This is a genomic window from Aeromonas sp. FDAARGOS 1407, from assembly GCF_019048725.1.
GTDB lineage: Bacteria > Pseudomonadota > Gammaproteobacteria > Enterobacterales > Aeromonadaceae > Aeromonas > Aeromonas enteropelogenes.
This window is the reverse complement of sequence record NZ_CP077399.1, coordinates 3112804-3136394: the sequence shown is the minus strand read 5'-3', so window position 1 is coordinate 3136394 and position 23591 is coordinate 3112804. Positions and strand designations below refer to the sequence as shown.

The window sequence follows — 23591 nt, the reverse complement described above, 5'->3', positions numbered from 1 at the left end:
GGTTACTCCTCCCGTGATGGGCGCTGCCCGGCTTCGTGGCGCTTCTGCTGGCGACCGAGTTCACGCACCGTCATCAGACTCACCCCGACCAGCACCCCGAGGGCGCCACCGATGAGACCGCTGGCCGTCGGGGTGATATGTCCCCCTTCCTGGATAGCCACATCGGGCTTCTCTGCCCGCGGGGTGGGATTTTCCACCTTGGCGAGCTGGAAGATCCCCTTGCTAAAACCCACTCCCTGCTCGTTGCAGCCGTAGCAAGGGTGGCTGTATAGGCCCTAGTAGATTGATCATTCTTAAGGATCCACCATAGACCCCGGTAATAAGTGGAATTCCTGCGGCATAAGTGGAATCGTGTTTTGAGGATTGGCGCGGGTTTGCTGGCGATTGACGGTGTGGGATGGGTGAGATTTTGGCGAGCGCGGCGGCGAGTATATTAGCAATCGAGAATATGATCACTGCTCCTAAAAAATGGCCGAAAATAGCGAGTAGATTGATCACTCGCTGTTTTTTAAATTGGCCTTTAAACAGGCTTTAAACGCCGCTTGCAAACCCGCCTCCGCGCATGCTGCCATCTGGCCTTGAAAGACCCCCAGCGAACCCCTGCAAGGCGGCCTGTGGCCTAGGCTTGTGGTATTATTGGCTGCGCAGAAAAATGCGCAACGACTTAATCAGCGAAACAAGGAATTAATGCCAATAAGTCATTGAATATAAACAACTTAATTATTTTGTTGCCTATGGCTGGAAAAATTCGCATGATGGGCCTATTGCGAATTTTTATCACACCGAGTTGACCCGTTTTCTGTTCGCTTGCGGCGACCAGGAAAAGGAACTCAGTTCCTTTTCCTGCAATCTCCGTTCCTTTTGATGGTATTTCATTTTAAATCAATAGCTTATATTGGTTGTGTTCGCTCTTGATTGGTTATGTGCAAAGGAACGGCGATGGCTTGCATTGTTCTCTTTAGTTGGGCTCAATCGAGTTTTATTCTGTTTTCCTTGCGCAAGGCTTGATGTAAACCAAGTTTACATCAAGGTTTTACGGTTTATTTCTTTATTTTTCATGTTGTTAAGGTTGCCGTGTTGTATTTTTGAAGTAAACCATGAAGGGGGCCAAGGTTTACTTCTAAAGCGGCGTTGTGTGCGTTTATTAATCTTCAAATCCTAGTGTTTTGATCATTGCTGTTGACAAGAAAAACAGCTCAGGATAGCCTTTAAATGCTCCAGCAAAAAACTGGAGTCGGGACTACGACCCCCGTATAATCCAAGACGCACAGCACGCGTCAAGCGTGTTTTTTTGTGCACAAATCTAGCCTTGTTATGGTGGGCTGGATGGGGCCAGCGCAAGCTGGGCCGTATCCTTGGAGCGGTGGTCGTAACCCTGTTCAGCTCACCGCCAGCGAGATTACGACCCTCCTGCCGGTGATAGTCATACTATCCAAGGAGGCCCACCATGGCCGGATCATCATCTGATCTCTATTCTGTTAGCCAAATCTGGCTGACTGCTTATGAAATTCTTAGCTTAAATCTGCCTGGAATGCCTACTACGCCACAAGGTGTGCGTAAGAATCTCAACAAAGCCAGCTTGCGCGATCCTCTTGCGATTCGACCAAAGATCGGTGTTCAAGGTAAGGCCATCGAATACCGCGCCGATCTGCTCCCTATTCATGCCCAAAAAGCACTGCTTGCGGCACTGTTGCAAAGTTAGCGATGAGGCAGCCTTTTGTCTTATTCAAAGGCCTTACATTTCAAAAACTCTGCTTACCAGGCGCATTTCGCCCAGGGGATCACCATAATAAAATGCTGAGGCCTGGCCTTTGCGTAGTGCACGCATCACCTCAATACCTTTGATGGTGGCGTAAGCCGTCTTCATGGATTTAAATCCCAGCGTGGCGCCGATTATCCGTTTCAGTTTGCCATGATCGCATTCAATCACGTTGTTCCGGTACTTAATCTGTCGGTGTTCAACGTCAGACGGGCACCGGCCTTCGCGTTTGAGCAGAGCAAGCGCGCGACCATAGGCGGGCGCTTTATCCGTGTTGATGAATCGCGGGATCTGCCACTTCTTCACGTTGTTGAGGATTTTACCCAGAAACCGGTATGCAGCTTTGCTGTTACGACGGGAGGAGAGATAAAAATCGACAGTGCGGCCCCGGCTGTCGACGGCCCGGTACAGATACGCCCAGCGGCCATTGACCTTCACGTAGGTTTCATCCATGTGCCACGGGCAAAGATCGGAAGGGTTACGCCAGTACCAGCGCAGCCGTTTTTCCATTTCAGGCGCATAACGCTGAACCCAGCGGTAAATCGTGGAGTGATCGACATTCACTCCGCGTTCAGCCAGCATCTCCTGCAGCTCACGGTAACTGATGCCGTATTTGCAGTACCAGCGTACGGCCCACAGAATGATGTCACGCTGAAAATGCCGGCCTTTGAATGGGTTCATGTGCAGCTCCATCAGCAAAAGGGGATGATAAGTTTATCACCACCGACTATTTGCAACAGTGCCGTCGACGGCCCGGTACAGATACGCCCAGCGGCCATTGACCTTCACGTAGGTTTCATCCATGTGCCACGGGCAAAGATCGGAAGGGTTACGCCAGTACCAGCGCAGCCGTTTTTCCATTTCAGGCGCATAACGCTGAACCCAGCGGTAAATCGTGGAGTGATCGACATTCACTCCGCGTTCAGCCAGCATCTCCTGCAGCTCACGGTAACTGATGCCGTATTTGCAGTACCAGCGTACGGCCCACAGAATGATGTCACGCTGAAAATGCCGGCCTTTGAATGGGTTCATGTGCAGCTCCATCAGCAAAAGGGGATGATAAGTTTATCACCACCGACTATTTGCAACAGTGCCCTTTACTCCACTGGGTCTGTTCAATATGGAACCCAGCGCCGTGACCGTTAAAATCGACGCACCATGGAATACGCTGGAAGAGTTCCTCGCCTGGGCGAAAGAGAATCCGGGCCAGGTCAGGGTAGGCAACTCAGGAACGGGCGCAATCTGGCATCTGGCAGCCGCGTCGCTGGAAGATAAAACCGGCGTGACCTTCAACCACGTTCCTTTCGATGGCGCGACGCCAGCCGTCACCGCGCTTTTAGGCGGGCACATTGAAGCCGTTACGGTGAGCACTGCGGAAGTCCTCAACCAGGTTGAGGATGGCAAGCTGAAAACACTGGCCGTAATGAGCACTCAACGTGACGCCAACATGCCTGACGTCCCCACGCTTCAGGAAAAAAACATCGATCTGTCGATCGGCGCATGGCGTGGGCTGGTTATCTCCAGCAAAACCCCGCAAAACGTGATCGATTTTCTGACCACCGCTATCGCCGCCACTGCCGATGAACCCTCTTTCAAGGAAGCGTTAGCCAAAATGCGCCTCAACTATGTCTGGCTCGATCGTGCTGAATTCCAGGCATTGCTTGAAGAGCAGCAGCGCGATTTCTCCGTCACCATCGAAAAACTGGGCCTCGGTCAAAAATAACGGTGACGTCCGGCCAGCCCCTTCTGGCCGGATAGTCCTCATGGGAGTCGTTTATGGTTGAAAATCCGTTAACTCCGACAACGCCGCCGCCAGCGTCTACGGCAGAACGACAATGCTACATTTTGGTCGCTCTGCTGCTGTGTCTGATCGCCGTAGTGGTGCTGGCGATTGCCAAAAGCTTTCCTGCAACGTCCATTTCTACGGATATCGGGGCGGGCGCATTTCCATCGGTTTATAGCTGGTTGCTGATTATTCTCTCGTTGATCTTAATTGCTGGTCAGTTCTCTGGTACCACGCTACGCCAGCTGATGGTTCTACCCTCTCGCCCCACTCAGGGGTTTGGACGCTGGACGGGGCCGTTTTGTACCGTCGTCACCTGCGTGGCATACCTCTACGCCATGCAGCTTTTTGGCTACCTGGTCGCAACGGTACTTTTTATGATGCTGATTATGAAAATCTCCGGTATCCAACGCTGGTGGGTTAATGGGCTGCTGGCCATCGTTCTCTCCATTACGCTGTATATCCTCTTTTCGCTGGCGCTGAACGTTCCGCTGCCGGAAAGCAGCCTCCTGGAATCGCTGACTCTGGAGTAATTATGTCCCAATTTGATCTTATTCTCGGCGGCGTAAATAGCTTGCTGGCCCACCCGGAAGCCATTTTATTTTCAATGATTGGCGTCTGGCTTGGCATCCTGGTGGGCGCGTTACCGGGCCTGACTGTCACCATGAGCGTTGCCGTAATGCTGCCTTTTACCTACGGCATGGATCCGATTTCTGGCTTACTGATTATCTCCGGCGTCTTTTTTGGTGGCGTTTATGGTGGTTCGATTATTGCCATTCTGCTCCGGATCCCCGGCACGCCAGCCGCCGCGGCAACGGCGATTGACGGCTATGAACTGACGAAAAAAGGTCAGGCCGGTGTGGCGCTGGGCACGGCGACTTTCTCCTCTTTTTTCGGCGGCACCCTCAGCATAATCGTGCTGATGTTCCTCTCGCCGATTCTGGCCGAGGTGGCGCTAAAATTCAGCGCCGCAGAGACGTTTGCGCTGGCCGTTTTCGGCTTAAGTATTATTGCCAGTATTTCCGGTGAATCGTTGATTAAGGGGCTGATCGCTGGCGTTGGTGGTTTGCTGGTCGCGACCATTGGCCTCGATCCGATGGGCGGATTTCCGCGTTTCACCGGCGGTTTTGTCGAGCTGATGAATGTGCCTTTTATCCCGGTGATGATTGGCATGTTCGCCACTGCAGAAGTGCTTAAGTCGCTGGAAAAAGACGAGGTAGTGAGCAAGACGGTGCAGTACGCTATTGGTCGAATCATTCCGCCGTGGTCTACGTTCAAACGTCTGATTGTCACACTGCTGCGCTCCTCCGGTCTGGGCGTGTTTATTGGCATGATTCCCGGCGCAGGGGCGGATATTGCCGCTTTCGTTTCTTACAATGAAGCGAAGCGCTTTGCCAGGCCGGAAGATCAGTTTGGCAAGGGTGAACTCAAAGCGGTTTCGGCCTGTGAAGCAGGCGCTAATGGCTGCACGGGCGGCGCGCTGTTACCTATGCTGACGCTGGGAATTCCTGGTGACGCCACGACGGCGGTAATGCTGGGCGCGCTGACGCTACAGGGAATGCAGCCCGGGCCTCGACTATTTACCGAACACAGCGATACGGTCTATATGCTGTTTGTCGGAATGCTGTTTTGCTATCTGATGCTGCTTATTCTTGGCCTGGTTTCCGTTCGTTTCATCGCCAAAATGATCAACATTCCCAAGAGCGTCCTGACTCCGCTGATCCTTGCACTGTGTATCGTCGGCACCTATGCTCTGAACAACAGCATGTTTGACGTCGGCATTATGCTGGTCGCGGGCGTGATCGGCTATTTCATGCAAAAAGGCGGTTTCCCTGCATCTCCTGTCGTGCTGGCACTCATCATGGGGCCGATGGCGGAAAGTAACTTCCGTCGCGCGATGTCGCTGTCCAACGGGAGTTTTGATTTCATTTATACCCGTCCCATCACCGCCACGCTCCTGCTATTGGCGATGCTGACTCTGTTTGGCCCAATGGTACGCAAGGCCATAGCCGCAAGACGCGCACGTAAAAATCATTTGCTCTCCTGAATGAGCAGAAACGGGCAGAAAATCCGTCACTGTTACACGGAATTTCTGCCCGCGGTGGCGAAATCACGGCGCGGTTACATTTTTATCGCACAGAATCGGTTATTGTTATCGTACTGATCTTAAACATGAATATGACCACTGTATCAGGGTGAATTATGGATGCTCAACCTACCGAAATTACGGGAGTACAAACCCTACTGCGCGGTCTTGCTGTTATTGATGCCGTCGCGTCAGGATGTCGGGATTTACGCAGCGTCGGCGAGTTTACCGGAACCAGTAAAAGCACGACCCATCGGCTGCTCAGCGCGCTGGTACAACAGCGTTTTCTTCGCTTCACTCACCACGATGGCTATGCGCTCGGCCCACGCTTAATTGAGCTCGGCACCCGTTCACTGGAAAATACGCCGCTTTATCCTCTGGCGCGCCCCTTCCTGCAACAGCTGGCGGATTTTACCCGCGACACGGTTCATCTGGGGCAACGGGAAGGCGCGGAAGTCCTGTATATCGATAAAATTCCTGGCCAACAGGGACTGGAAATGCGCTCGCGTATTGGGCATCGCATGCCGCTGGTGCTGACCGGCATTGGCAAAGCGCTGTTACTCGACGCGGATGAATCCGAATGGCGTCAGCTTTTTTTAGCCCATGGCGAATTATGTCATCTCCCGGACTTCCTCGGCCGAATGCGCGGCTACGCCGACGCAGGCTTCGCGTTCGATCTTGAAGAAAATGAGCCGACGATTCGCTGCGTGGCGGCTCCGGTTTACGATGCCGGAAACCATGTGGTCGCGGCCATCTCCGTCGCCAGCACGGTCATCTATATGCCGGACGCACGCATGCAAGAACTCGTCCCTCACGTCAAAGAGTGCGCTAAAAAAATATCGCAGGAACTGGGCTGGCGCGCCCCTTCTTTTACCCCGTAATCCCACCGCTTAATGTCAACATCCTTGAGTGTTAACGGGCGACATATCGATTGCAGCTATGTCGTCTGTTGCTGTCCCGCGAGTAGAGTGCTCCACTGCCGGGTTCTCCAACATGCAGGTTCGAAAACACACTCTTTTTCGTGCAAGAGAAGGATCGTTGCCAGCCGCGAATGTCCTTTTAGCCTCCTGACGCTGACTTCTGGCTTCAGCCAGAGAAACATCGGGGTAAACGCCAATAGCGGACAGGAATAATGAATAAAACCGATCGGCACGATCGACAGAATCGATTATGAACAAGCAAATGCTTTATCGTCGGACGTGGAAAACTAATCGAAAAAGAAGGACCAGACACAGCGGCAACGTGGAAAACGGTGTGTGTAGCAGCCTGCAAGGCCTGGCGGTCAATCTATTTTTGACGCAAAGAAACTAAGGTGAACTATAAGAGCAGGTTATCATTCAGATAAGCAGAATAGATTTTTTGTTTATAATTTATTATGTTAGCTTAAATTAAGACGCGGGATCGCACTCATCCTGGCTGCAATTCTGGTCTTATCTGATAGCACCACGCGTGCGGGAGGAAAAAATGAGTCAACCTGTTTATCAGAATATCGCGCTGGAAACGAAAACCTCCCTGGATGAATGCTTTGCTCAGCGTGTGATTCCTCTGGAGCAGCAGTATCTCGCCGGGCTTCAGGCGCTGAGAACAACACTTTTCGGTCAGCAGGAAATGGCTGAGCTTTCACCCGCGCAGCGTGACGAGCTGACCGCCTGGGTTGACGAACTCGATCGTCGCATCATCACCTATCAAACATTGTGCACCAAATATCTGAACGCCCTTAACTCTGAGCAGCAGCGTGAATTAATGACCTTTATGCTCTTCGGCGATACCCGGACAGCACGGGCACAGAAGAAGGCACTGTTGCAAATAGTCGGTGGTGATAAACTTATCATCCCCTTTTGCTGATGGAGCTGCACATGAACCCATTCAAAGGCCGGCATTTTCAGCGTGACATCATTCTGTGGGCCGTACGCTGGTACTGCAAATACGGCATCAGTTACCGTGAGCTGCAGGAGATGCTGGCTGAACGCGGAGTGAATGTCGATCACTCCACGATTTACCGCTGGGTTCAGCGTTATGCGCCTGAAATGGAAAAACGGCTGCGCTGGTACTGGCGTAACCCTTCCGATCTTTGCCCGTGGCACATGGATGAAACCTACGTGAAGGTCAATGGCCGCTGGGCGTATCTGTACCGGGCCGTCGACAGCCGGGGCCGCACTGTCGATTTTTATCTCTCCTCCCGTCGTAACAGCAAAGCTGCATACCGGTTTCTGGGTAAAATCCTCAACAACGTGAAGAAGTGGCAGATCCCGCGATTCATCAACACGGATAAAGCGCCCGCCTATGGTCGCGCGCTTGCTCTGCTCAAACGCGAAGGCCGGTGCCCGTCTGACGTTGAACACCGACAGATTAAGTACCGGAACAACGTGATTGAATGCGATCATGGCAAACTGAAACGGATAATCGGCGCCACGCTGGGATTTAAATCCATGAAGACGGCTTACGCCACCATCAAAGGTATTGAGGTGATGCGTGCACTACGCAAAGGCCAGGCCTCAGCATTTTATTATGGTGATCCCCTGGGCGAAATGCGCCTGGTAAGCAGAGTTTTTGAAATGTAAGGCCTTTGAATAAGACAAAAGGCTGCCTCATCGCTAACTTTGCAACAGTGCCGGAACAGGTACGTATAACAATGGTAACGCCCTGTTTGCGTGGATGCGCTTCGGCTTTTAGAGACAGCGAGGCATTATCACCTTTTCTCATGCGGTTTCCGGAATACGTCATCCAGTAAAACGAACGGATGCTCCCCTGCTTTTTCTGTGTTAATTCGGTATATTCATATTCAGAATCGTTAAACGCACCTCTAACCGCTGGTACCTAAATATGGATATTGACCATTTTAAGACGTTCAACCAGGTTGTTATCAGCGGCAGTTTTACTAAGGCCGCACAGGCACTCTTTTTATCTCAGCCCGCCATCAGCATGCAGATCCAGGCACTGGAAAGCTATCTGAAGGTGTCATTATTCGATCGCTCCCGTCGGCAAATTAGTTTAACCAAAGAAGGCGAAGTCCTGTTTGAATACACACAGCGTATTTTTCATCTTTTTGATGAAGTACAGAGCGTGTTTCAGGACATCAGTAAACTACAGGTAGGCCGTCTGACCATCGGGGCGACGGGCGTGATGGGCACTTACTATCTCACGCGTTTTATTCAGCGTTTCCACGAACGCTTTCCGGGAATTGAACTGGAAATTCTGACCGGTAACTCGCACCACATTGCGGAACTGGTCGCCAGCGGCGAGGTTGAGATCGGTTTTGCCGGACGTTCCGTAATTCGCTCTCCGTTACAACAGGTATTTCTGCATCGGGAAAACTACAAAGTAGTGGTGGGCAAGCACTCCCCCCTGGCGACATGTGCCGGGCGGGATATGAGTCCGGATGAATTACTACAATCACCTTTCATTATGCGTGAGAAAGGAACACGGATAAGAGCCAAAATAAATTCGTGGTTTAAACGTCACTCAGCGAACACCGCTCCGCAAAACCGTGTGACGCTCTCTAATCTGGAGGCGACTAAACGGCTTATCGGCAGCGGTTATGGCGTAACCGTGATTCCTCATCTGGCGATATCCGATGAGTTGAACAGCGGTGAGCTGGTTGAACTTCATGTCAAAGGTTTTAATCTCGCGGTAGATTACTACCTTGTTTACCAGGGGGAGCACTCACTGTCCCGCGCCGCCCTCGGCTTTATTTCACTGCTTTATGATGACACTCCAGATAATGAGTGGGGGAGTTTTCCTGAGCTGCTGGAAAATATATTCCATAATCATCGCTAAGTGGCATTGTTCATTATCCTTGATAAAACAAGGACTCATACGCTTATGTTTGAAAAAAAACCAGCCTATAAGCCGAACACATTGCTTACGCCTCTATCAAATTTAACTCTCTAAAATTAATGAGAAAATAATAAATGTGATCGACATCAATCTATAAACTGAGCTTATAGGTCTGATACTGATTTACAATTTTTAATCCTGCCAGAAGCCTGCCTAATATGGAGTCAATTAAGAGAGATAGTGAATAACTATCGACAGATGTTCCGACAATGAGAGGCTTAAGATGGCTAAAGAAATTGAAAGGAAATTCCTGTTGTGCTCAGAGCAGTGGCGCGCACTTGCAGAGGGAACCGTTTATCGTCAGGGATATCTCAGCAGTATAAAAGAGAGAACCGTTCGTATCCGGACGATAAACGATAAGGGGTTCCTGACCATCAAGGGAGTTACCGTTTCTGCAACGCGAACTGAATATGAATACGAAATTCCGTATGCCGATTGCTGTGCCATGCTGGATGAGCTGGCAGAGCGCCCCATTATCGAAAAGAAACGCTACAAAATCCCGGTGGGTGATGTGGTGTGGGAAATCGACGAATTCATGGGGGTTAACGCCGGACTGATCGTCGCAGAAGTGGAATTGAAAAGTGAAGAGCAGCAGTTCGATAAACCCGAGTGGATTGGTGAAGAGGTGAGCGGCGATCCACGCTATTTCAACTCCAATCTGGTCGCCCATCCTTTTGCCGAATGGGATAAATAGCGGCATTCACCATTCTTAATGAAACAGGAGAATCACAATGGCTACGCATATGGATAAGAATACCGCCACGTCGTCGAGCGACGCTGAAAAAATCATCCCCCGCGCGGAGTTCCGCGTATTCGGCCACGGCATTATCGAACGGGTAAAAGAAAAAATGTGGGATGCCAAAGCCACATTATTTAAGGCTCGTAAGATGCCGGAAGAGACCTACTTTCTGTCGCTACATACCGATACGGTTAACGTTAAAGTCCGCGACGGTCTGCTGGATATCAAAACGAAAACCGGCGAAACCCCGGAAGGCTATGAGATCTTCCAGCCGCGCGGCAAGTTTCAATTCCCGGTGCAGCGTGAGGAGTTAGCCACCATTTTGCAGCACCTCCAGGTCAACATGGCGCTGGATAAAGAGAGCTATACCCTGGAAGAATTTACCAATATGGCGCGGGCCAGTAGCGATTTAGTACCGGTTAAGGTAGAGAAAATGCGCTACGGTTTTTCCGTTAACGGCATCATCAGCGAATACGCGCAGGTATGGTTTAACGGTGCGATGGTCGAAACCGCCTGTTGCGAAAGTGAAGATTATGCCGGAATTAAGGCAGCGGTTGCGGCGCTGGGGCTCGACGAACTGCCTAACACGAATTATCTGAAAGCCGCCAGACAGGTTGTTGGCATGTGAAATTCACGCCTCCATGGGTAGCTTGCTGCCCATGGAGGCGCATAAGGAGACATGGCCATGTCAGACAAAGGCGCTAAGAAAGTTTTCGATCCGCTGGATATGAGCAATTATTCTCTGGAGAAATTCAAGGAGATTAAAGCCGGTATCTGGATGGAGCGGATCAAATTCATCGGTATGCCGCTGGCTATCCTGCTGTTCCTGTTCTTTCATTTACAGTGGGTCGGGCCTATCGAAATGTTCGATACCCAAACCAAAGTTCCTCCGGCCAACTGTTACAGCGCAACGGGAATTTTTCTTGCCTCGCTGGTGCTGTGGTTGACGGAGGCGATTCCGAACTATCTCACCTCGCTTATCGTGGTCGTCACGGTGATCCTGACCGGCACAATGAAGATGCGTCCTGCGTTTGCCATGCTGGGTGAACCAGTAATGATCCTGAACATTGCCAGCTTCATCATGGCCAGTGCCCTGGTGGTGACAGGGTTGGCGAAGCGTATGTCGCTCTGGCTGTTGGTACGCATGGGGAATAATATCTCGCTGTTGTTCTGGTGCTTTATATTACTCAACCTGATTCTCGGGGCGTTCATCAGTGCGACCTCAGCGAAAACGGCGCTCTTGTTACCGCTGTTTATGGTTATCGCCGCCATCTACGGTGCGACCGGCGGGGAAAAACGCAATAACGTCGGGCGCAACATGGTGCTGCTGAACCTGCTGGCGAATAACGTGTCGGCCAGCGCCTTTATTACCGGTTCCGCAGCTAACCTGCTGGCGGTCGCGATGATGGAGCAGGCGGGATTCAAAGTCTATTACGGCGACTGGTTCATTGCCCTGTGTCCACTGGCGCTGATTCAGTGTGCCATTGCCTGGTACACCGGAACTCGCTGGATTTTCCCCATTAAGAAAGAAGATGCTAAGCCGAAAATTGAAGGCGGCATGGATCGCCTGAAAGGGGAATTGGCGCAGCTAGGTAAGATTAGCTCGGGTGAAGTTCGCGCGGCGCTGACCTTTATTATCGTCTTGTTGCTGTGGGCGACCGACCGGGTGCACGGTATGCGTGCCGAAGTTATCGCCGTGGCGGGTGCCTGCGTTGTTCTGATGCCTTCGGTGTGCAAACTTCCGGCGCTGGGCGTGATGAAGTGGAACGACGCGGACATTCCCTGGCATATGCTGATGTTCAGCTTTGGTGCTTACGTCCTTGGCGGAATGGTCGATCAGACGGATATCGTCGGCCTCTATATTCACAGCCTGTTTGATAAATGGCAGATCGACCCTTCAGGTGGCGGCAAACTGTTGGTCTTTGCCGTACTGAGCGGCGTGTTCGCCATCACCACGCTGGTGAGCGAAAGTAAAACGGCACGTACCATCATTATGTTCCCGATCATTATCAGTATCGCTAAAAAGTTCGGCTGGGACGTGGTGGGATTCTGTCTGCCGATGGCATTCCTGATTAACCAGGTTTACGTGCTCTACTTTAACTCTAAACCCGCAAACATCAGTTACCTGCTCGATCACTACTCGACCGGCGAGTCTTTCAAATATGGTATTATCCAGATGGCTATTATTTGGGTGTTACTGATTTTATGGACTCAATATGTCATGCCGCTGATGGGGTTCAATAGCGCCCTCTGGTAGCATTGATGTGAAGGCGGTAATTCAAATTACCGCCTGATTTGCAGGAGGCAAAGATGCCAGGCGATACGATAAAAGCATCAGGAAAACGCTGTATCGAAATTAAGCAGCGGATTTTTTTCCCGCAGAAAGTCGGCACCAAACCTCTACGAAGCGAAAACTACCATATTGAAACCTGGCTATTCTTTCCTTCCAGTTTGCAGATCAATCGTTGGACATTTCCGCCGCAGGCCTTTCAGCAAAACCTGAAGAACTATATTCGCCTGCGTCCTCCCACCCTGTCGCTGCGTAAATTGTCCGTCAGCGTGCCGAAGACGCTGGGGACAATTGAACGGTTAATTACCGAACAGAGCAAAGATACCTCTGCTCAGGGTTTTGAATACCGACTCAAAATGTTTTGCCTGACCTTCAAACGGGCGCTTCACGTAGAGGTACGTTATATCGGCAAGTTGAGCGAAGACAAACAGGAGCAGGCGCTGCTGAGCTTCGCCGCCACCGCAGAGGATATTCTCAATAACTATCGTCGGATGCGGATAAAAATGTCAAAGGTGGCTGAGGTCAATGCGTTACGCATCATTGACTATGGTGACGAATTCCTCTCACTGATGCTGACGCACTATGGTCGTAAATTGCTCAATGATCTTTCGCCTTCACCGGGATACGATACTCTGCGTATTTTCTGGCGCGAGCAGATGCTGTATCGCAAAGCCAATCATCCGGGGACTTTCCCGTCACCTAATTCGGATAACGAACTGGTGATTTATCACGTTAATACCCTGAAAAAATATATCAGCAGTCCAATGTATCTGGATATCCGGCGTAAAAAAGGCGAGACCTTTCTGGCGCATACCATTGCCGGAATCGCCGCGGCAATTGCGATGATTTTCGCGACGGCGGTGGCGTTTATTTGGCAGGGGAAATATGGAGCGCTGAGCTTTCAACTATTTCTCGCAATGGTGATTGGCTATATCTTTAAAGACAGAATGAAAGAGGGATTTCGGGCGCGATTGTTTTCGACATTTCGCCGTTGGCTACCTGACCGACAGCAGATAATTTATAAGAACCTGCGCTCTCCGGTCGGTAAGTGCAACGAATCTTTCGTCTTTGTGGGGGAGCGTCAGCTACCCGATGACGTCAGGACGATGCGCCGTAAGGTGCACATTCTGGATATTCAAAACTATTATCTGAGCGAAGACATTTTGCACTACTCCAAACACGTTCATCTGCGCGGCGGGGACCAGATGTTTTCCGCCGTGAATCGTTCTGTGATGGATATTACGCGCCTGGATATCACCCCTTTTTTGAAATACACCGATGAGTTGCTGAATGAATTACCGACTCTGGATGATGAGCAGGTGCTGTACGGGGAAAAGGTCTATCACATCAACCTTATTCATCGGGTGACGGATGGCAAAGAGAGTTTTCTGGAGCGGGCACGCATCATTATTAACAGCGCGGGTATCAAGCGCATTGAACCAGTTTTTACTGCCGGGGAATCAGAAAGCGAAGAGGGCTGACGACAGAGATAAAATGCCTGATGGCGCAGCGCTATCAGGCCTGCGGGTTCCACATCTGTAGGCCTGATAAGGTGTTTACGCCGACATCCGGCAATAAAAGCTGAGCAACCGTTCAGCCTGTTTTACGCACAGGGCGATAGTGGGTGGATTCGTCAAGAAAACGGCGGATGTGGATTTCTTTTTCCAGCCGCTGTTGAAGCTGACGTTCGAGCGCTTCAGGAGAGTGCAGATCGGCCAGCCGCTCGTTGATTCTGTTCACGGCTTCGCTGCGCAGCTGTATATGTTCCTGGATATTCTTCTGGGCACTGTTGCAAAGTTAGCGATGAGGCAGCCTTTTGTCTTATTCAAAGGCCTTACATTTCAAAAACTCTGCTTACCAGGCGCATTTCGCCCAGGGGATCACCATAATAAAATGCTGAGGCCTGGCCTTTGCGTAGTGCACGCATCACCTCAATACCTTTGATGGTGGCGTAAGCCGTCTTCATGGATTTAAATCCCAGCGTGGCGCCGATTATCCGTTTCAGTTTGCCATGATCGCATTCAATCACGTTGTTCCGGTACTTAATCTGTCGGTGTTCAACGTCAGACGGGCACCGGCCTTCGCGTTTGAGCAGAGCAAGCGCGCGACCATAGGCGGGCGCTTTATCCGTGTTGATGAATCGCGGGATCTGCCACTTCTTCACGTTGTTGAGGATTTTACCCAGAAACCGGTATGCAGCTTTGCTGTTACGACGGGAGGAGAGATAAAAATCGACAGTGCGGCCCCGGCTGTCGACGGCCCGGTACAGATACGCCCAGCGGCCATTGACCTTCACGTAGGTTTCATCCATGTGCCACGGGCAAAGATCGGAAGGGTTACGCCAGTACCAGCGCAGCCGTTTTTCCATTTCAGGCGCATAACGCTGAACCCAGCGGTAAATCGTGGAGTGATCGACATTCACTCCGCGTTCAGCCAGCATCTCCTGCAGCTCACGGTAACTGATGCCGTATTTGCAGTACCAGCGTACGGCCCACAGAATGATGTCACGCTGAAAATGCCGGCCTTTGAATGGGTTCATGTGCAGCTCCATCAGCAAAAGGGGATGATAAGTTTATCACCACCGACTATTTGCAACAGTGCCAGCGCAAAAGCTGCGGGCGCCGGCGCGCAACACCGTGGCTCTGCGGATCGCCGGCCTCGATCCGCTCAAGGCCACTCGCCGCCGGGAAGGTCAGGATGCGTCCCGCAGCCTGCAAGGTGTCGGTGGTGAGCCTCCCGCCGTGACCGCGCCACTGGAACAAGTGCAGATTGATCACACGGTCATCGACCTGATCGTGGTGGACGAGCGCGACCGGCAACCGATTGGCCGTCCGTATCTGACCATCGCCATCGACGTGTTTACCCGCTGCGTGCTCGGCATGGTCGTCACGCTGGAAGCGCCGTCATCTGTTTCGGTCGGCCTGTGCCTTGTGCATGTCGCCTGCGACAAGCGTCCCTGGCTGGAGGGTCTGAACATAGAAATGGAGTGGCCGATGAGCGGCAAGCCCAGGCTGCTCTACCTGGACAACGCGGCCGAGTTCAAGAGCGAAGCGCTACGCCGAGGCTGCGAGCAGCATGGCATCCGGCTTGACTATCGCCCGCTCGGGCAGCCGCACTACGGCGGCATCGTGGAACGGATCATCGGCACGGCGATGCAGATGATCCACGACGAATTGCCAGGGACGACCTTCTCCAACCCTGACCAGCGCGGCGACTACGATTCCGAAAACAAGGCCGCCCTGACGCTGCGTGAGCTGGAGCGCTGGCTCACATTGGCGGTCGGCACCTACCACGGCTCCGTGCACAACGGCCTGCTCCAGCCGCCGGCAGCGCGCTGGGCCGAAGCTATCGCGCGGACCGGCGTGCCAACCGTCATCACTCGCACCACGGCTTTTCTGGTCGATTTTCTGCCCATCATCCGCCGCACGCTGACCCGCACCGGCTTCGTCATCGACCACATCCATTACTACGCCGATGCGCTCAAGCCGTGGATAGCTCGGCGCGACCGCTTGCCTGCGTTCCTGATCCGGCGCGACCCGCGCGACATCAGCCGCATTTGGGTGCTGGAGCCGGAGGGGCAGCACTATCTGGAAATTCCATACCGCACCTTGTCGCACCCGGCTGTCACCCTCTGGGAACAACGACAGGCGCTGGCGAAATTGCGGCAGCAAGGGCGCGAACAGGTGGATGAGTCGGCGCTGTTTCGCATGATCGGCCAGATGCGCGAAATCGTGTCCACCGCGCAGAAAGCTACGCGCAAGGCGCGGCGCGACGCGGATCGACGCCAGCATCTCAAGGCAACGGCAGTTCTTTTCAAAACCACGCCACCACCGGACGCGGACATGGCTGACCCGCAGGCAGACAACCAGCCACCTGCCAAACCGTTCGACCAGATTGAGGAGTGGTAGCCGTGGAAGAATATCCCATCATCGACTTGTCCCACCTGATGCCGGTGGCCCAGGGCTTGGCCCGTCTTCCGGCGGACGAACGCATCCATCGCCTTCGCGCTGACCGCTGGATCGGCTATCCGCGAGCAGTCGAGGCGCTGAATCGGCTGGAAGCCCTGTATGCGTGGCCGAACAAACAACGCATGCCCAACCTGCTGTTGGTCGGTCCAACCAACAACGGCAAGTCGATGATCGTCGAGAAATTCCGCCGCACCCACCCGGCCAGCTCCGACGCCGACCAGGAGCACATTCCGGTACTGGTCGTGCAGATGCCATCCGAACCGTCGGTAATCCGCTTCTACGTCGCGCTACTTGCCGCGATGGGCGCGCCATTGCGCCCGCGCCCACGGCTGCCGGAAATGGAGCAATTGGCGCTGGCACTGCTACGCAAGGTCGGCGTGCGCATGCTGGTGATCGACGAATTGCACAACGTCCTGGCCGGCAACAGCGTCAACCGCCGGGAATTCCTCAACCTGCTGCGTTTCCTCGGCAACGAGCTGCGCATCCCGCTGGTCGGGGTCGGCACACGCGATGCCTACTTGGCGATCCGCTCGGACGACCAGTTGGAAAACCGCTTCGAGCCGATGATGCTGCCGGTGTGGGAGGCCAACGACGATTGCTGCTCACTGCTGGCCAGCTTCGCGGCTTCGCTCCCGCTGCGGCGACCCTCGTCGATTGCCACGCTGGATATGGCCCGCTACCTGCTCACGCGCAGCGAGGGCACCATCGGCGAGCTGGCGCACCTGTTGATGGCGGCGGCCGTCGCTGCCGTGGAGAGCGGTGAGGAAGCGATCAACCATCGCACGCTCAGCATGGCCGATTACACCGGTCCCAGCGAGCGGCGGCGGCAATTCGAGCGGGAACTGATGTGAAGCCAGCGCCACACTGGCCACTGCATCCGGCTCCCAGGGAAGGCGAAGCCTTGTCTTCGTGGCTCAACCGCGTGGCCCTTTGCTATCACATGGAGGTGTCCGAGCTGCTGGAGCACGATCTTGGTCACGGCCAGGTTGATGACCTGGACACCGCGCCACCACTGGCGCTGCTGGCGATGCTCTCCCAGCGGAGCGGCATCGAGCCGGACCGGCTGCGTTGCATGAGTTTCGCCGGCTGGGTGCCTTGGCTACTGGACAGCCTTGATGATCAGATTCCAGACGCATTGGAAACCTATGCGTTCCAGCTCTCGGTGCTGCTGCCGAAACTCCGCCGTAGGACGCGATCCATCACGAGCTGGCGTGCCTGGCTGCCCAGCCAGCCGATACATCGCGCCTGCCCGCTCTGTCTGAACGACCCGGCAAACCAAGCCGTACTGCTTGCATGGAAGCTGCCCCTGATGCTGAGCTGCCCGCTGCATGGCTGCTGGCTGGAATCCTATTGGGGCGTGCCTGGGCGGTTTCTCGGCTGGGAGAACGCCGACACTGCGCCGCGCACCGCCAGCGACGCGATTGCGGTGATGGACCGGCGCACCTGGCAGGCACTGACGACCGGCCATGTGGAGCTGCCGCGCCGACGCATCCACGCTGGATTGTGGTTTCGGCTACTACGCACGCTGCTCGATGAGCTGAACACCCCGCTTTCGACGTGCGGAACCTGCGCGGGGTATCTCCGCCAAGTCTGGGAAGGCTGCGGGCATCCGCTGCGTGCTGGGCAAAGTCTGTGGCGACCGTATGAAACCCTGAACCCGGCAGTACGGTTGCAGATGCTGGAGGCGGCGGCAACGGCAATCAGCTTGATTGAGATGAGGGATATAAGCCCGCCGGGCGAGCATGCAAAGCTGTTCTGGTCCGAACCCCAAACCGGTTTCACCAGTGGCCTGTCGGCGAAAACGCCGAAGCCCGAACCCGTCGATCACTGGCAACGGGCAGTCCAGGCCATCGATGAGGCCATCATTGAAGCGCGGCACGACCCCGAGACGGCACGCTCGCTGTTCGCGTTGGCTTCCTATGGTCGGCGCGACCCCGCTTCCCTGGAACAGTTGCGCGCCACCTTCGCAAAGGAAGGCATCCCCCCGGAATTCCTGTCACATTACGTGCCTGATGGACCCTTTGCATGTCTTAGACAGAATGACGGGTTAAGTGACAAATTTTGACGACCAGAACTTTCCGGTGCACACTGTCACATAATCGAACGTATATGTGACAGGTACGACATGCTGATAGGCTACATGCGGGTATCGAAGGCGGACGGCTCCCAGGCTACCGATTTGCAGCGCGACGCGCTGATTGCCGCCGGGGTCGATCCAGTACATCTTTACGAGGACCAGGCATCCGGCATGCGCGAGGATCGGCCCGGCTTGACGAGCTGCCTGAAGGCGTTGCGAACTGGCGACACACTGGTCGTGTGGAAACTGGATCGGCTCGGACGCGACCTGCGACATCTCATCAACACCGTGCACGACCTGACTGGGCGCGGCATCGGCTTGAAGGTATTAACCGGGCACGGCGCGGCCATCGACACCACGACCGCCGCCGGCAAGCTGGTCTTTGGCATCTTCGCCGCCCTGGCCGAGTTCGAGCGCGAGTTGATCGCGGAGCGCACGATTGCCGGCCTAGCCTCGGCCCGCGCGCGCGGGCGGAAAGGCGGCCGGCCGTTCAAGATGACCGCCGCCAAGCTGCGGCTGGCGATGGCGGCAATGGGTCAGCCAGAGACCAAGGTCGGCGACCTGTGCCAGGAACTTGGCGTCACGCGGCAGACCCTGTATCGGCATGTTTCACCCAAGGGTGAGCTACGTCCAGATGGCGAGAAGCTACTCAGCCGAATTTGATGCCGGCATGAGGCAACGTAGCGACAGCGTGGTTTGTCTCAATGGGAAGCGCTCATGATCGATCTTTGAAGGCCCGCAGCAGTCGTGTCACAGTATCTATTCACCAGGACGGGGTTGACGGCATCAGTTCTGCCGGGATGGGATAATCTGTCTTCTCGATGCACGCCCTGACCACGGCCCTCAACCACTCCTGTGGGCAGCGGCCCAATCGCTTGCCGGTCTCCACCAACGACAGGATGCGCTGGCGAAACAGCTCGCCCCGGTGAGACCACACGCCGTAGCTACCCTTGCGCCAGAGCACATAGCCACGCAGCGCCCGCTCCGCCTCGTTGTTGGTCAGCGCTATTTCGTCGTCAGTCATAAACCGCCACAGCATCTCGTCATCCCGCAGCAGCAACTGGCATCGTCCACGGTAGCGTTTGCTGCACAACAGGGCGCCGCGCTCCAACTGGCTTCGCCAGCTTTGCCGGTAACGCGCGAGCCTGCGCAGGTATTTCTGCTTGCTCAACGCACCGCTTTCCCAACGGTGCCGGGTACGAAACACCGCATCCGCCAGCAAGACCAACCGGGCACCGATGGGCTGGTTGCACTGCTCGCTACTCTCGGCGATGGCCACGAGATTGCGGGCCACGTGGGCCCAGCACAGTTGCCGCTGGTCGGCGTCGATAAACCGGTAGCCGGCGTACTGGTCGGTCACCAGCACCCCGTCAAACTCGGCGCCCAGCAGCCGCTTGGCCGCCTCCTGACCACGGCCATAGGCCGTCATGAAGCAGACGGCTATCTTGCTCAGCGCCAGCCACATCCAGCGGCGCTCTCCACCCCGCTGATGCCGGGTCTCATCGGCATGAACGTGGGTGGCCGTCTGCACCTGCTGCTTGATGGCCTGGTAGGTCGGGGTGAGCATGGCACTCACCCGCCCCTGCGCCTCACTGATGGCGCCCCGGCTAAAACTCAGGCCGAAATGCTGTTTGAGCTGCTGCTGTATCTGGCTGACGCTCTGGTGAAACTGGCCGCTTTGCAGCGCGATGTAGCTGAGCAGATTGGCCCCCATCTGGCTGCTGCTGACGTTGTCTGGCAGTGCGGCCTGGGTCGTGCCGATACACCGTGAGCAGGTCGCACGATACAGTTGGTGTTCGGTGACGAGATAGCTCACCTCGGGCAGCTCGAACACCTGATGAACCTGATAGGGTTTGGCATGGGCCACCATGTCCCCGCCACAGCAAGCGCAATCGGCGGCAGGGTAATGCGGGACCAGGGTCAGGCGGGCATCAAGCGGATGCCGCTCGCGGCGATGTCCCTTGTGACCGGGCTGCGCCCCCCGTTGCTTGCCGGACGCCGGACGCTTGCGGGCCGGCGGCGGTGCACCGGGGCCGTCGCTGGAAGGCGGCTTGGAGGAGTTGCCGCTGTGCTGATTGAGGCGGTCCTCCAGCTCGGCGATGCGGTCGAGGAGCTTATAAATCAGCTCGTTGGCCTGCTCCAGAGTGGTGGGCATTCCCGCGGAATGCATGGTGTTTTTGCTCATGGGGGGAGCGTATCTAAGGAGCAGGATCAAGCAAGCAGGAAAGTGGGATCAAGAGACGATCGTCTCATTTTTCCTGTGTCAATACTGTTCCGGTGAATACTTACGTGTCACAGACAGGACGAACAAACCGGTCAGCGTGAGGGCTGCGATACCCCAGTACTCTCCGATGAACGCGCCGGCCGTCGTGCCGGCCAGCACAATGGCGAGAATCGGCAAATGGCAGGGACAGGTGAGCACGGCCAGCGCGCCCCACAGGTAGCCGGTGATCGGTTTGTGCGTCTCGGACGGCAAGCGCTCGGGGCTGTTCATGGCAGACTCTCCGCGTGCTGTGCCGGCTCGGTCGGCATGGTGGCCAACTGCACCTCCAGATCGGCCAACGCTTCGCGCCGACGCTCGACGAACTGGCGCAGAACGGCAAGCTGCGCGGCCGCTTCATCGCCGTCCGCAGCATCCAGCGCCCGGCACAGCCGCGCCAGCGCGTCCAGGCCGATGCCCGCCTCGAAGGCCGCCCGCACGAAGCACAGCCGTTGCAAGGCGGCATCATCGAACAGGCCATAGCCGCCCGGGGTGCACGCCACCGGACGCAGCAATCCGCGCAGCAGGTAGTCGCGCACGATATGCACGCTCACCCCGGCATCAAGGGCCAGCCGGGACACGGTGTAGGCGCTCATTGAAAACCTCCTTTTTTTATCCAGCGCAGCAGGAAAGCTGCTTCACGTCCTTGTTGAAGGTCTGCGCCGCAAGCTTCAACCCCTCGACCATTGTCAGGTAGGGGAACAACTGGTCGGCCAGTTCCTGCACCGTCATGCGGTTGCGGATGGCGAGCACCGCCGTCTGGATCAGTTCGCCCGCTTCCGGGGCCACCGCCTGCACGCCGATGAGCCGTCCGCTACCTTCCTCGATGACCAGCTTGATGAAGCCGCGTGTGTCGAAGTTGGCAAGCGCTCGCGGAACGTTGTCGAGTGTCAGCGTGCGACTGTCGGTCTCGATGCCATCGTGGTGCGCTTCCGCCTCGCTGTAGCCCACGGTGGCGACTTGCGGGTCGGTGAACACCACTGCCGGCATCGCGGTCAGATTGAGGGCTGCGTCGCCGCCGGTCATGTTGATCGCGGCACGGGTGCCGGCGGCCGCTGCCACGTAGACGAACTGCGGCTGGTCGGTGCAGTCGCCGGCCGCGTAGATGTTCGGGTTGCTCGTGCGCATGCCTTGGTCGATAACGATGGCCCCTTGCGCATTGACAGTGACCCCCGCCGCGTCCAGCGCGAGGCTGCGCGTATTCGGTGCCCGACCGGTGGCAACCAGCAACTTGTCAGCGCGCAATTCACCGTGTCCGGTGGTCAGCACGAATTCGCCGTTCACATGGGCGACCTGGCTGGCTTGCGTGTGCTCCAGCACCTCGATGCCCTCGGCGCGGAAAGCGGCTGTCACGGCCTCGCCGATGGCCGGGTCTTCCCGGAAGAACAAGGTGCTGCGTGCCAGGATCGTGACCTGGCTGCCGAGCCGGGCAAAGGCTTGCGCCAGTTCCAACGCCACCACCGACGAACCGATCACGGCCAGGCGTGCGGGAATGGTGTCGCTGACAAGCGCTTCGGTGGAAGTCCAGTAGGGTGACTCTTTCAGGCCCGGAATCGGCGGCACGGCCGGACTGGCACCGGTGGCGACCAGGCAGCGGTCGAACGTTACCTCGCGCTCGCCACCCTCGTTCAAACGGACGACCAGGCTCTGGTCGTCCTTGAAACGCGCTTCACCGTGCAAAACGGTGATGGCTGGATTGCCGTCCAGGATGCCTTCGTATTTGGCGTGCCGCAGTTCATCGACACGGGCCTGCTGCTGGGCCAGCAGTTTGCTGCGGTCAATCGCAGGCACAGTTGCCGCAATACCGCCGTCGAACGGACTTTCCCGGCGCAGATGGGCAATATGGGCAGCGCGGATCATGATCTTGGACGGCACACAGCCGATATTGACGCAGGTGCCGCCGATGGTGCCGCGTTCGATCAGCGTGACCGTCGCGCCTTGCTCGACGGCCTTCAGCGCCGCCGCCATCGCGGCCCCGCCGCTGCCAATGATGGCGATATGCAAACCGGCGCCCTCAAGTGCATCACGGATTTTTGGTTCATCTTTGAAATCACCAACCCGGATCGAGCCTTGATAACCCAATGCGGCGATGGCGGCCAGCAGTTGGTTGTGGCTCACGGCGGTGTCTGCCATGACTTGCGCGCGGCTTTCTGGATAGGACACCACAGCGGCATTCACGCCGGGAATCTTTTCCAAAGCATCTTTGACATGGGTGGCGCAGGATGTGCAGGTCATGCCATTCACGGTGATTTCGGTCATTTTTTTACTCCATTGAATTTCGGGGTGCAGCAGGCATCGGCTTGGCGTTTTCGTTGGATGGCGTAGATGGTCAAGCCGATGAAAATCGCCAGCGCAGGCAGCAGCACATAGTCCAGATAGCCGGTCAGCGCGGACAAGCCGACCACACCGAGCAAAATGACCAGAACAGGGGTGAAGCAACACAGCGCCACGAGGGTTGTGCCAATGATGCTGACCCGCAGCAGTGTCTTCGGGTCTTTCATGATCAGTTCTTGACTGATGATGGGTAGCCCGCATCCTCGGTAGCCTTGGTCAGTTTCTGCACGCTGGTCTTGGCATCATCGAAGGTGACCACCGCTTCGCGCGTCTCGAAGGTCACGTCAACTTTACTGACGCCATCGACCTTGGAAATCGCCTTCTTGACAGTGATCGGACAGGCCGAGCAGGTCATGCCCGGTACGGACAGCGTAACGGTCTGGGTGGCGGCCCACACGGGGGCAACAACGGCAGCGAGGGCAAGGGCGGAAAGCAGCTTTTTCATGGTGAACTCCTGT

General features: G+C 55.5%; 25 protein-coding genes and 3 pseudogenes. 16 read left to right on the top strand and 12 right to left on the bottom strand.

Annotated elements, in window-relative coordinates:
* Positions 1–2: 2 nt before the first annotated feature.
* Positions 3–263 (bottom strand): annotated as a pseudogene (locus I6L37_RS14900) (hydrogenase 2 small subunit); the annotation flags it as partial.
* 1184 nt (positions 264–1447) lie between these two features.
* Here I6L37_RS14900 and I6L37_RS14895 point away from each other — a divergent pair.
* Positions 1448–1702 carry a DNA-binding protein gene (locus tag I6L37_RS14895; RefSeq protein ID WP_216992240.1) on the top strand — a complete coding sequence of 85 codons (255 nt, stop codon included), beginning with the start codon at positions 1448–1450 and terminating at the stop codon, positions 1700–1702.
* Positions 1703–1735: 33 nt separating this feature from the next.
* Here the strand turns inward: I6L37_RS14895 and I6L37_RS14890 are convergent, their stop codons facing one another.
* Positions 1736–2440, bottom strand: a complete 705-nt coding sequence (locus tag I6L37_RS14890) for an IS6-like element IS26 family transposase (protein WP_001067855.1) — start codon at positions 2438–2440, stop codon at positions 1736–1738.
* A gap of 63 nt (positions 2441–2503) precedes the next feature.
* A pseudogene (locus tag I6L37_RS14885) lies at positions 2504–2791 on the bottom strand (IS6-like element IS26 family transposase); the annotation flags it as partial.
* Between the two features lie 58 nt (positions 2792–2849).
* Between I6L37_RS14885 and I6L37_RS14880 the strand changes: the two are divergent.
* The 4 genes from I6L37_RS14880 (at position 2850) to I6L37_RS14865 (ending at position 6509) form a co-directional block, all read left to right on the top strand.
* The gene (locus I6L37_RS14880; protein ID WP_302056792.1) at positions 2850–3482 is read left to right on the top strand and encodes a tripartite tricarboxylate transporter substrate binding protein; all 633 of its coding nucleotides are present in this window, start codon (positions 2850–2852) and stop codon (positions 3480–3482) included.
* A 53-nt stretch (positions 3483–3535) separates the two neighbouring features.
* Positions 3536–4075: a tripartite tricarboxylate transporter TctB family protein gene (locus I6L37_RS14875; RefSeq protein ID WP_200012602.1), complete on the top strand. Its 540-nt coding sequence runs from the start codon at positions 3536–3538 to the stop codon at positions 4073–4075.
* A gap of 2 nt (positions 4076–4077) precedes the next feature.
* Positions 4078–5589 carry a tripartite tricarboxylate transporter permease gene (locus I6L37_RS14870; RefSeq protein ID WP_216992238.1) on the top strand — a complete coding sequence of 504 codons (1512 nt, stop codon included), beginning with the start codon at positions 4078–4080 and terminating at the stop codon, positions 5587–5589.
* 155 nt (positions 5590–5744) lie between these two features.
* Positions 5745–6509: an IclR family transcriptional regulator gene (locus I6L37_RS14865; protein WP_016153312.1), complete on the top strand. Its 765-nt coding sequence runs from the start codon at positions 5745–5747 to the stop codon at positions 6507–6509.
* A gap of 15 nt (positions 6510–6524) precedes the next feature.
* On the opposite strand, the gene I6L37_RS14860 is transcribed toward I6L37_RS14865, so the two are convergent.
* Positions 6525–6806: an Arm DNA-binding domain-containing protein gene (locus I6L37_RS14860; RefSeq protein WP_153646297.1), complete on the bottom strand. Its 282-nt coding sequence runs from the start codon at positions 6804–6806 to the stop codon at positions 6525–6527.
* Positions 6807–7092: 286 nt separating this feature from the next.
* Here I6L37_RS14860 and I6L37_RS14855 point away from each other — a divergent pair, with 286 nt between their 5' ends.
* From I6L37_RS14855 to I6L37_RS14825, 7 genes are all read left to right on the top strand, one after another.
* Positions 7093–7473: a hypothetical protein gene (locus I6L37_RS14855; RefSeq protein WP_216992237.1), complete on the top strand. Its 381-nt coding sequence runs from the start codon at positions 7093–7095 to the stop codon at positions 7471–7473.
* Between the two features lie 11 nt (positions 7474–7484).
* Positions 7485–8189 carry an IS6-like element IS26 family transposase gene (locus I6L37_RS14850; protein WP_001067855.1) on the top strand — a complete coding sequence of 235 codons (705 nt, stop codon included), beginning with the start codon at positions 7485–7487 and terminating at the stop codon, positions 8187–8189.
* Positions 8190–8451: 262 nt separating this feature from the next.
* A complete protein-coding gene (locus tag I6L37_RS14845) occupies positions 8452–9405 on the top strand; it encodes a LysR family transcriptional regulator (RefSeq protein ID WP_047389874.1) in 954 nt (317 codons plus the stop codon).
* 283 nt (positions 9406–9688) lie between these two features.
* Positions 9689–10159, top strand: a complete 471-nt coding sequence (locus I6L37_RS14840) for a CYTH domain-containing protein (RefSeq protein ID WP_216992236.1) — start codon at positions 9689–9691, stop codon at positions 10157–10159.
* 37 nt (positions 10160–10196) lie between these two features.
* A complete protein-coding gene (locus I6L37_RS14835) occupies positions 10197–10832 on the top strand; it encodes a hypothetical protein (RefSeq protein ID WP_047389878.1) in 636 nt (211 codons plus the stop codon).
* 57 nt (positions 10833–10889) lie between these two features.
* Positions 10890–12461, top strand: a complete 1572-nt coding sequence (locus I6L37_RS14830; protein WP_185654668.1) for an SLC13 family permease — start codon at positions 10890–10892, stop codon at positions 12459–12461.
* A 53-nt stretch (positions 12462–12514) separates the two neighbouring features.
* Positions 12515–13975 (top strand): hypothetical protein, encoded by a 1461-nt coding sequence (locus I6L37_RS14825; RefSeq protein WP_016153314.1) that lies wholly within the window; start codon positions 12515–12517, stop codon positions 13973–13975.
* A 112-nt stretch (positions 13976–14087) separates the two neighbouring features.
* On the opposite strand, the gene I6L37_RS14820 is transcribed toward I6L37_RS14825, so the two are convergent.
* Together I6L37_RS14820 and I6L37_RS14815 are read right to left on the bottom strand one after the other, a co-directional pair.
* Positions 14088–14234, bottom strand: coding sequence for a hypothetical protein (locus tag I6L37_RS14820; RefSeq protein WP_216992235.1), 147 nt, complete (start codon positions 14232–14234; stop codon positions 14088–14090).
* A gap of 94 nt (positions 14235–14328) precedes the next feature.
* Positions 14329–15033, bottom strand: coding sequence for an IS6-like element IS26 family transposase (locus tag I6L37_RS14815; RefSeq protein WP_001067855.1), 705 nt, complete (start codon positions 15031–15033; stop codon positions 14329–14331).
* Between the two features lie 64 nt (positions 15034–15097).
* On the opposite strand from I6L37_RS14815, the pseudogene I6L37_RS14810 reads away from it, so the two are divergent.
* The 4 genes and pseudogenes from I6L37_RS14810 to I6L37_RS14795 all read left to right on the top strand — a co-directional run.
* Positions 15098–16402: pseudogene (locus tag I6L37_RS14810) on the top strand (DDE-type integrase/transposase/recombinase); the annotation flags it as partial.
* A 2-nt stretch (positions 16403–16404) separates the two neighbouring features.
* Positions 16405–17313, top strand: coding sequence for a TniB family NTP-binding protein (locus I6L37_RS14805; RefSeq protein WP_000393453.1), 909 nt, complete (start codon positions 16405–16407; stop codon positions 17311–17313).
* The gene (locus tag I6L37_RS14800) at positions 17310–18527 is read left to right on the top strand and encodes a TniQ family protein (protein ID WP_000801210.1); all 1218 of its coding nucleotides are present in this window, start codon (positions 17310–17312) and stop codon (positions 18525–18527) included. Before I6L37_RS14805 ends, I6L37_RS14800 begins: the two co-directional genes overlap by 4 nt.
* Positions 18528–18587: 60 nt before the next feature.
* Positions 18588–19202: a recombinase family protein gene (locus I6L37_RS14795; RefSeq protein ID WP_000904941.1), complete on the top strand. Its 615-nt coding sequence runs from the start codon at positions 18588–18590 to the stop codon at positions 19200–19202.
* A 100-nt stretch (positions 19203–19302) separates the two neighbouring features.
* Here the strand turns inward: I6L37_RS14795 and I6L37_RS14790 are convergent, their stop codons facing one another.
* The 6 genes from I6L37_RS14790 to merP all read right to left on the bottom strand — a co-directional run bounded on the left by I6L37_RS14790 (position 19303) and on the right by merP (position 23578).
* Positions 19303–20724, bottom strand: coding sequence for an IS66-like element ISKpn15 family transposase (locus I6L37_RS14790; protein WP_032495448.1), 1422 nt, complete (start codon positions 20722–20724; stop codon positions 19303–19305).
* Positions 20725–20802: 78 nt separating this feature from the next.
* Positions 20803–21033, bottom strand: a complete 231-nt coding sequence (gene merE / locus I6L37_RS14785; protein WP_216992234.1) for a broad-spectrum mercury transporter MerE — start codon at positions 21031–21033, stop codon at positions 20803–20805.
* A complete protein-coding gene (gene merD, locus I6L37_RS14780) occupies positions 21030–21395 on the bottom strand; it encodes a mercury resistance co-regulator MerD (RefSeq protein WP_003465059.1) in 366 nt (121 codons plus the stop codon). The genes merE and merD overlap by 4 nt, the downstream gene beginning before the upstream one ends.
* A 16-nt stretch (positions 21396–21411) precedes the next feature.
* Positions 21412–23058 carry a mercury(II) reductase gene (gene merA / locus I6L37_RS14775; RefSeq protein WP_000136268.1) on the bottom strand — a complete coding sequence of 549 codons (1647 nt, stop codon included), beginning with the start codon at positions 23056–23058 and terminating at the stop codon, positions 21412–21414.
* Positions 23055–23300 carry a mercury resistance system transport protein MerF gene (merF, locus tag I6L37_RS14770; RefSeq protein WP_000654684.1) on the bottom strand — a complete coding sequence of 82 codons (246 nt, stop codon included), beginning with the start codon at positions 23298–23300 and terminating at the stop codon, positions 23055–23057. Before merF ends, merA begins: the two co-directional genes overlap by 4 nt.
* A 2-nt stretch (positions 23301–23302) precedes the next feature.
* Positions 23303–23578 carry a mercury resistance system periplasmic binding protein MerP gene (merP, locus tag I6L37_RS14765; RefSeq protein ID WP_000735441.1) on the bottom strand — a complete coding sequence of 92 codons (276 nt, stop codon included), beginning with the start codon at positions 23576–23578 and terminating at the stop codon, positions 23303–23305.
* Positions 23579–23591: the final 13 nt, after the last annotated feature.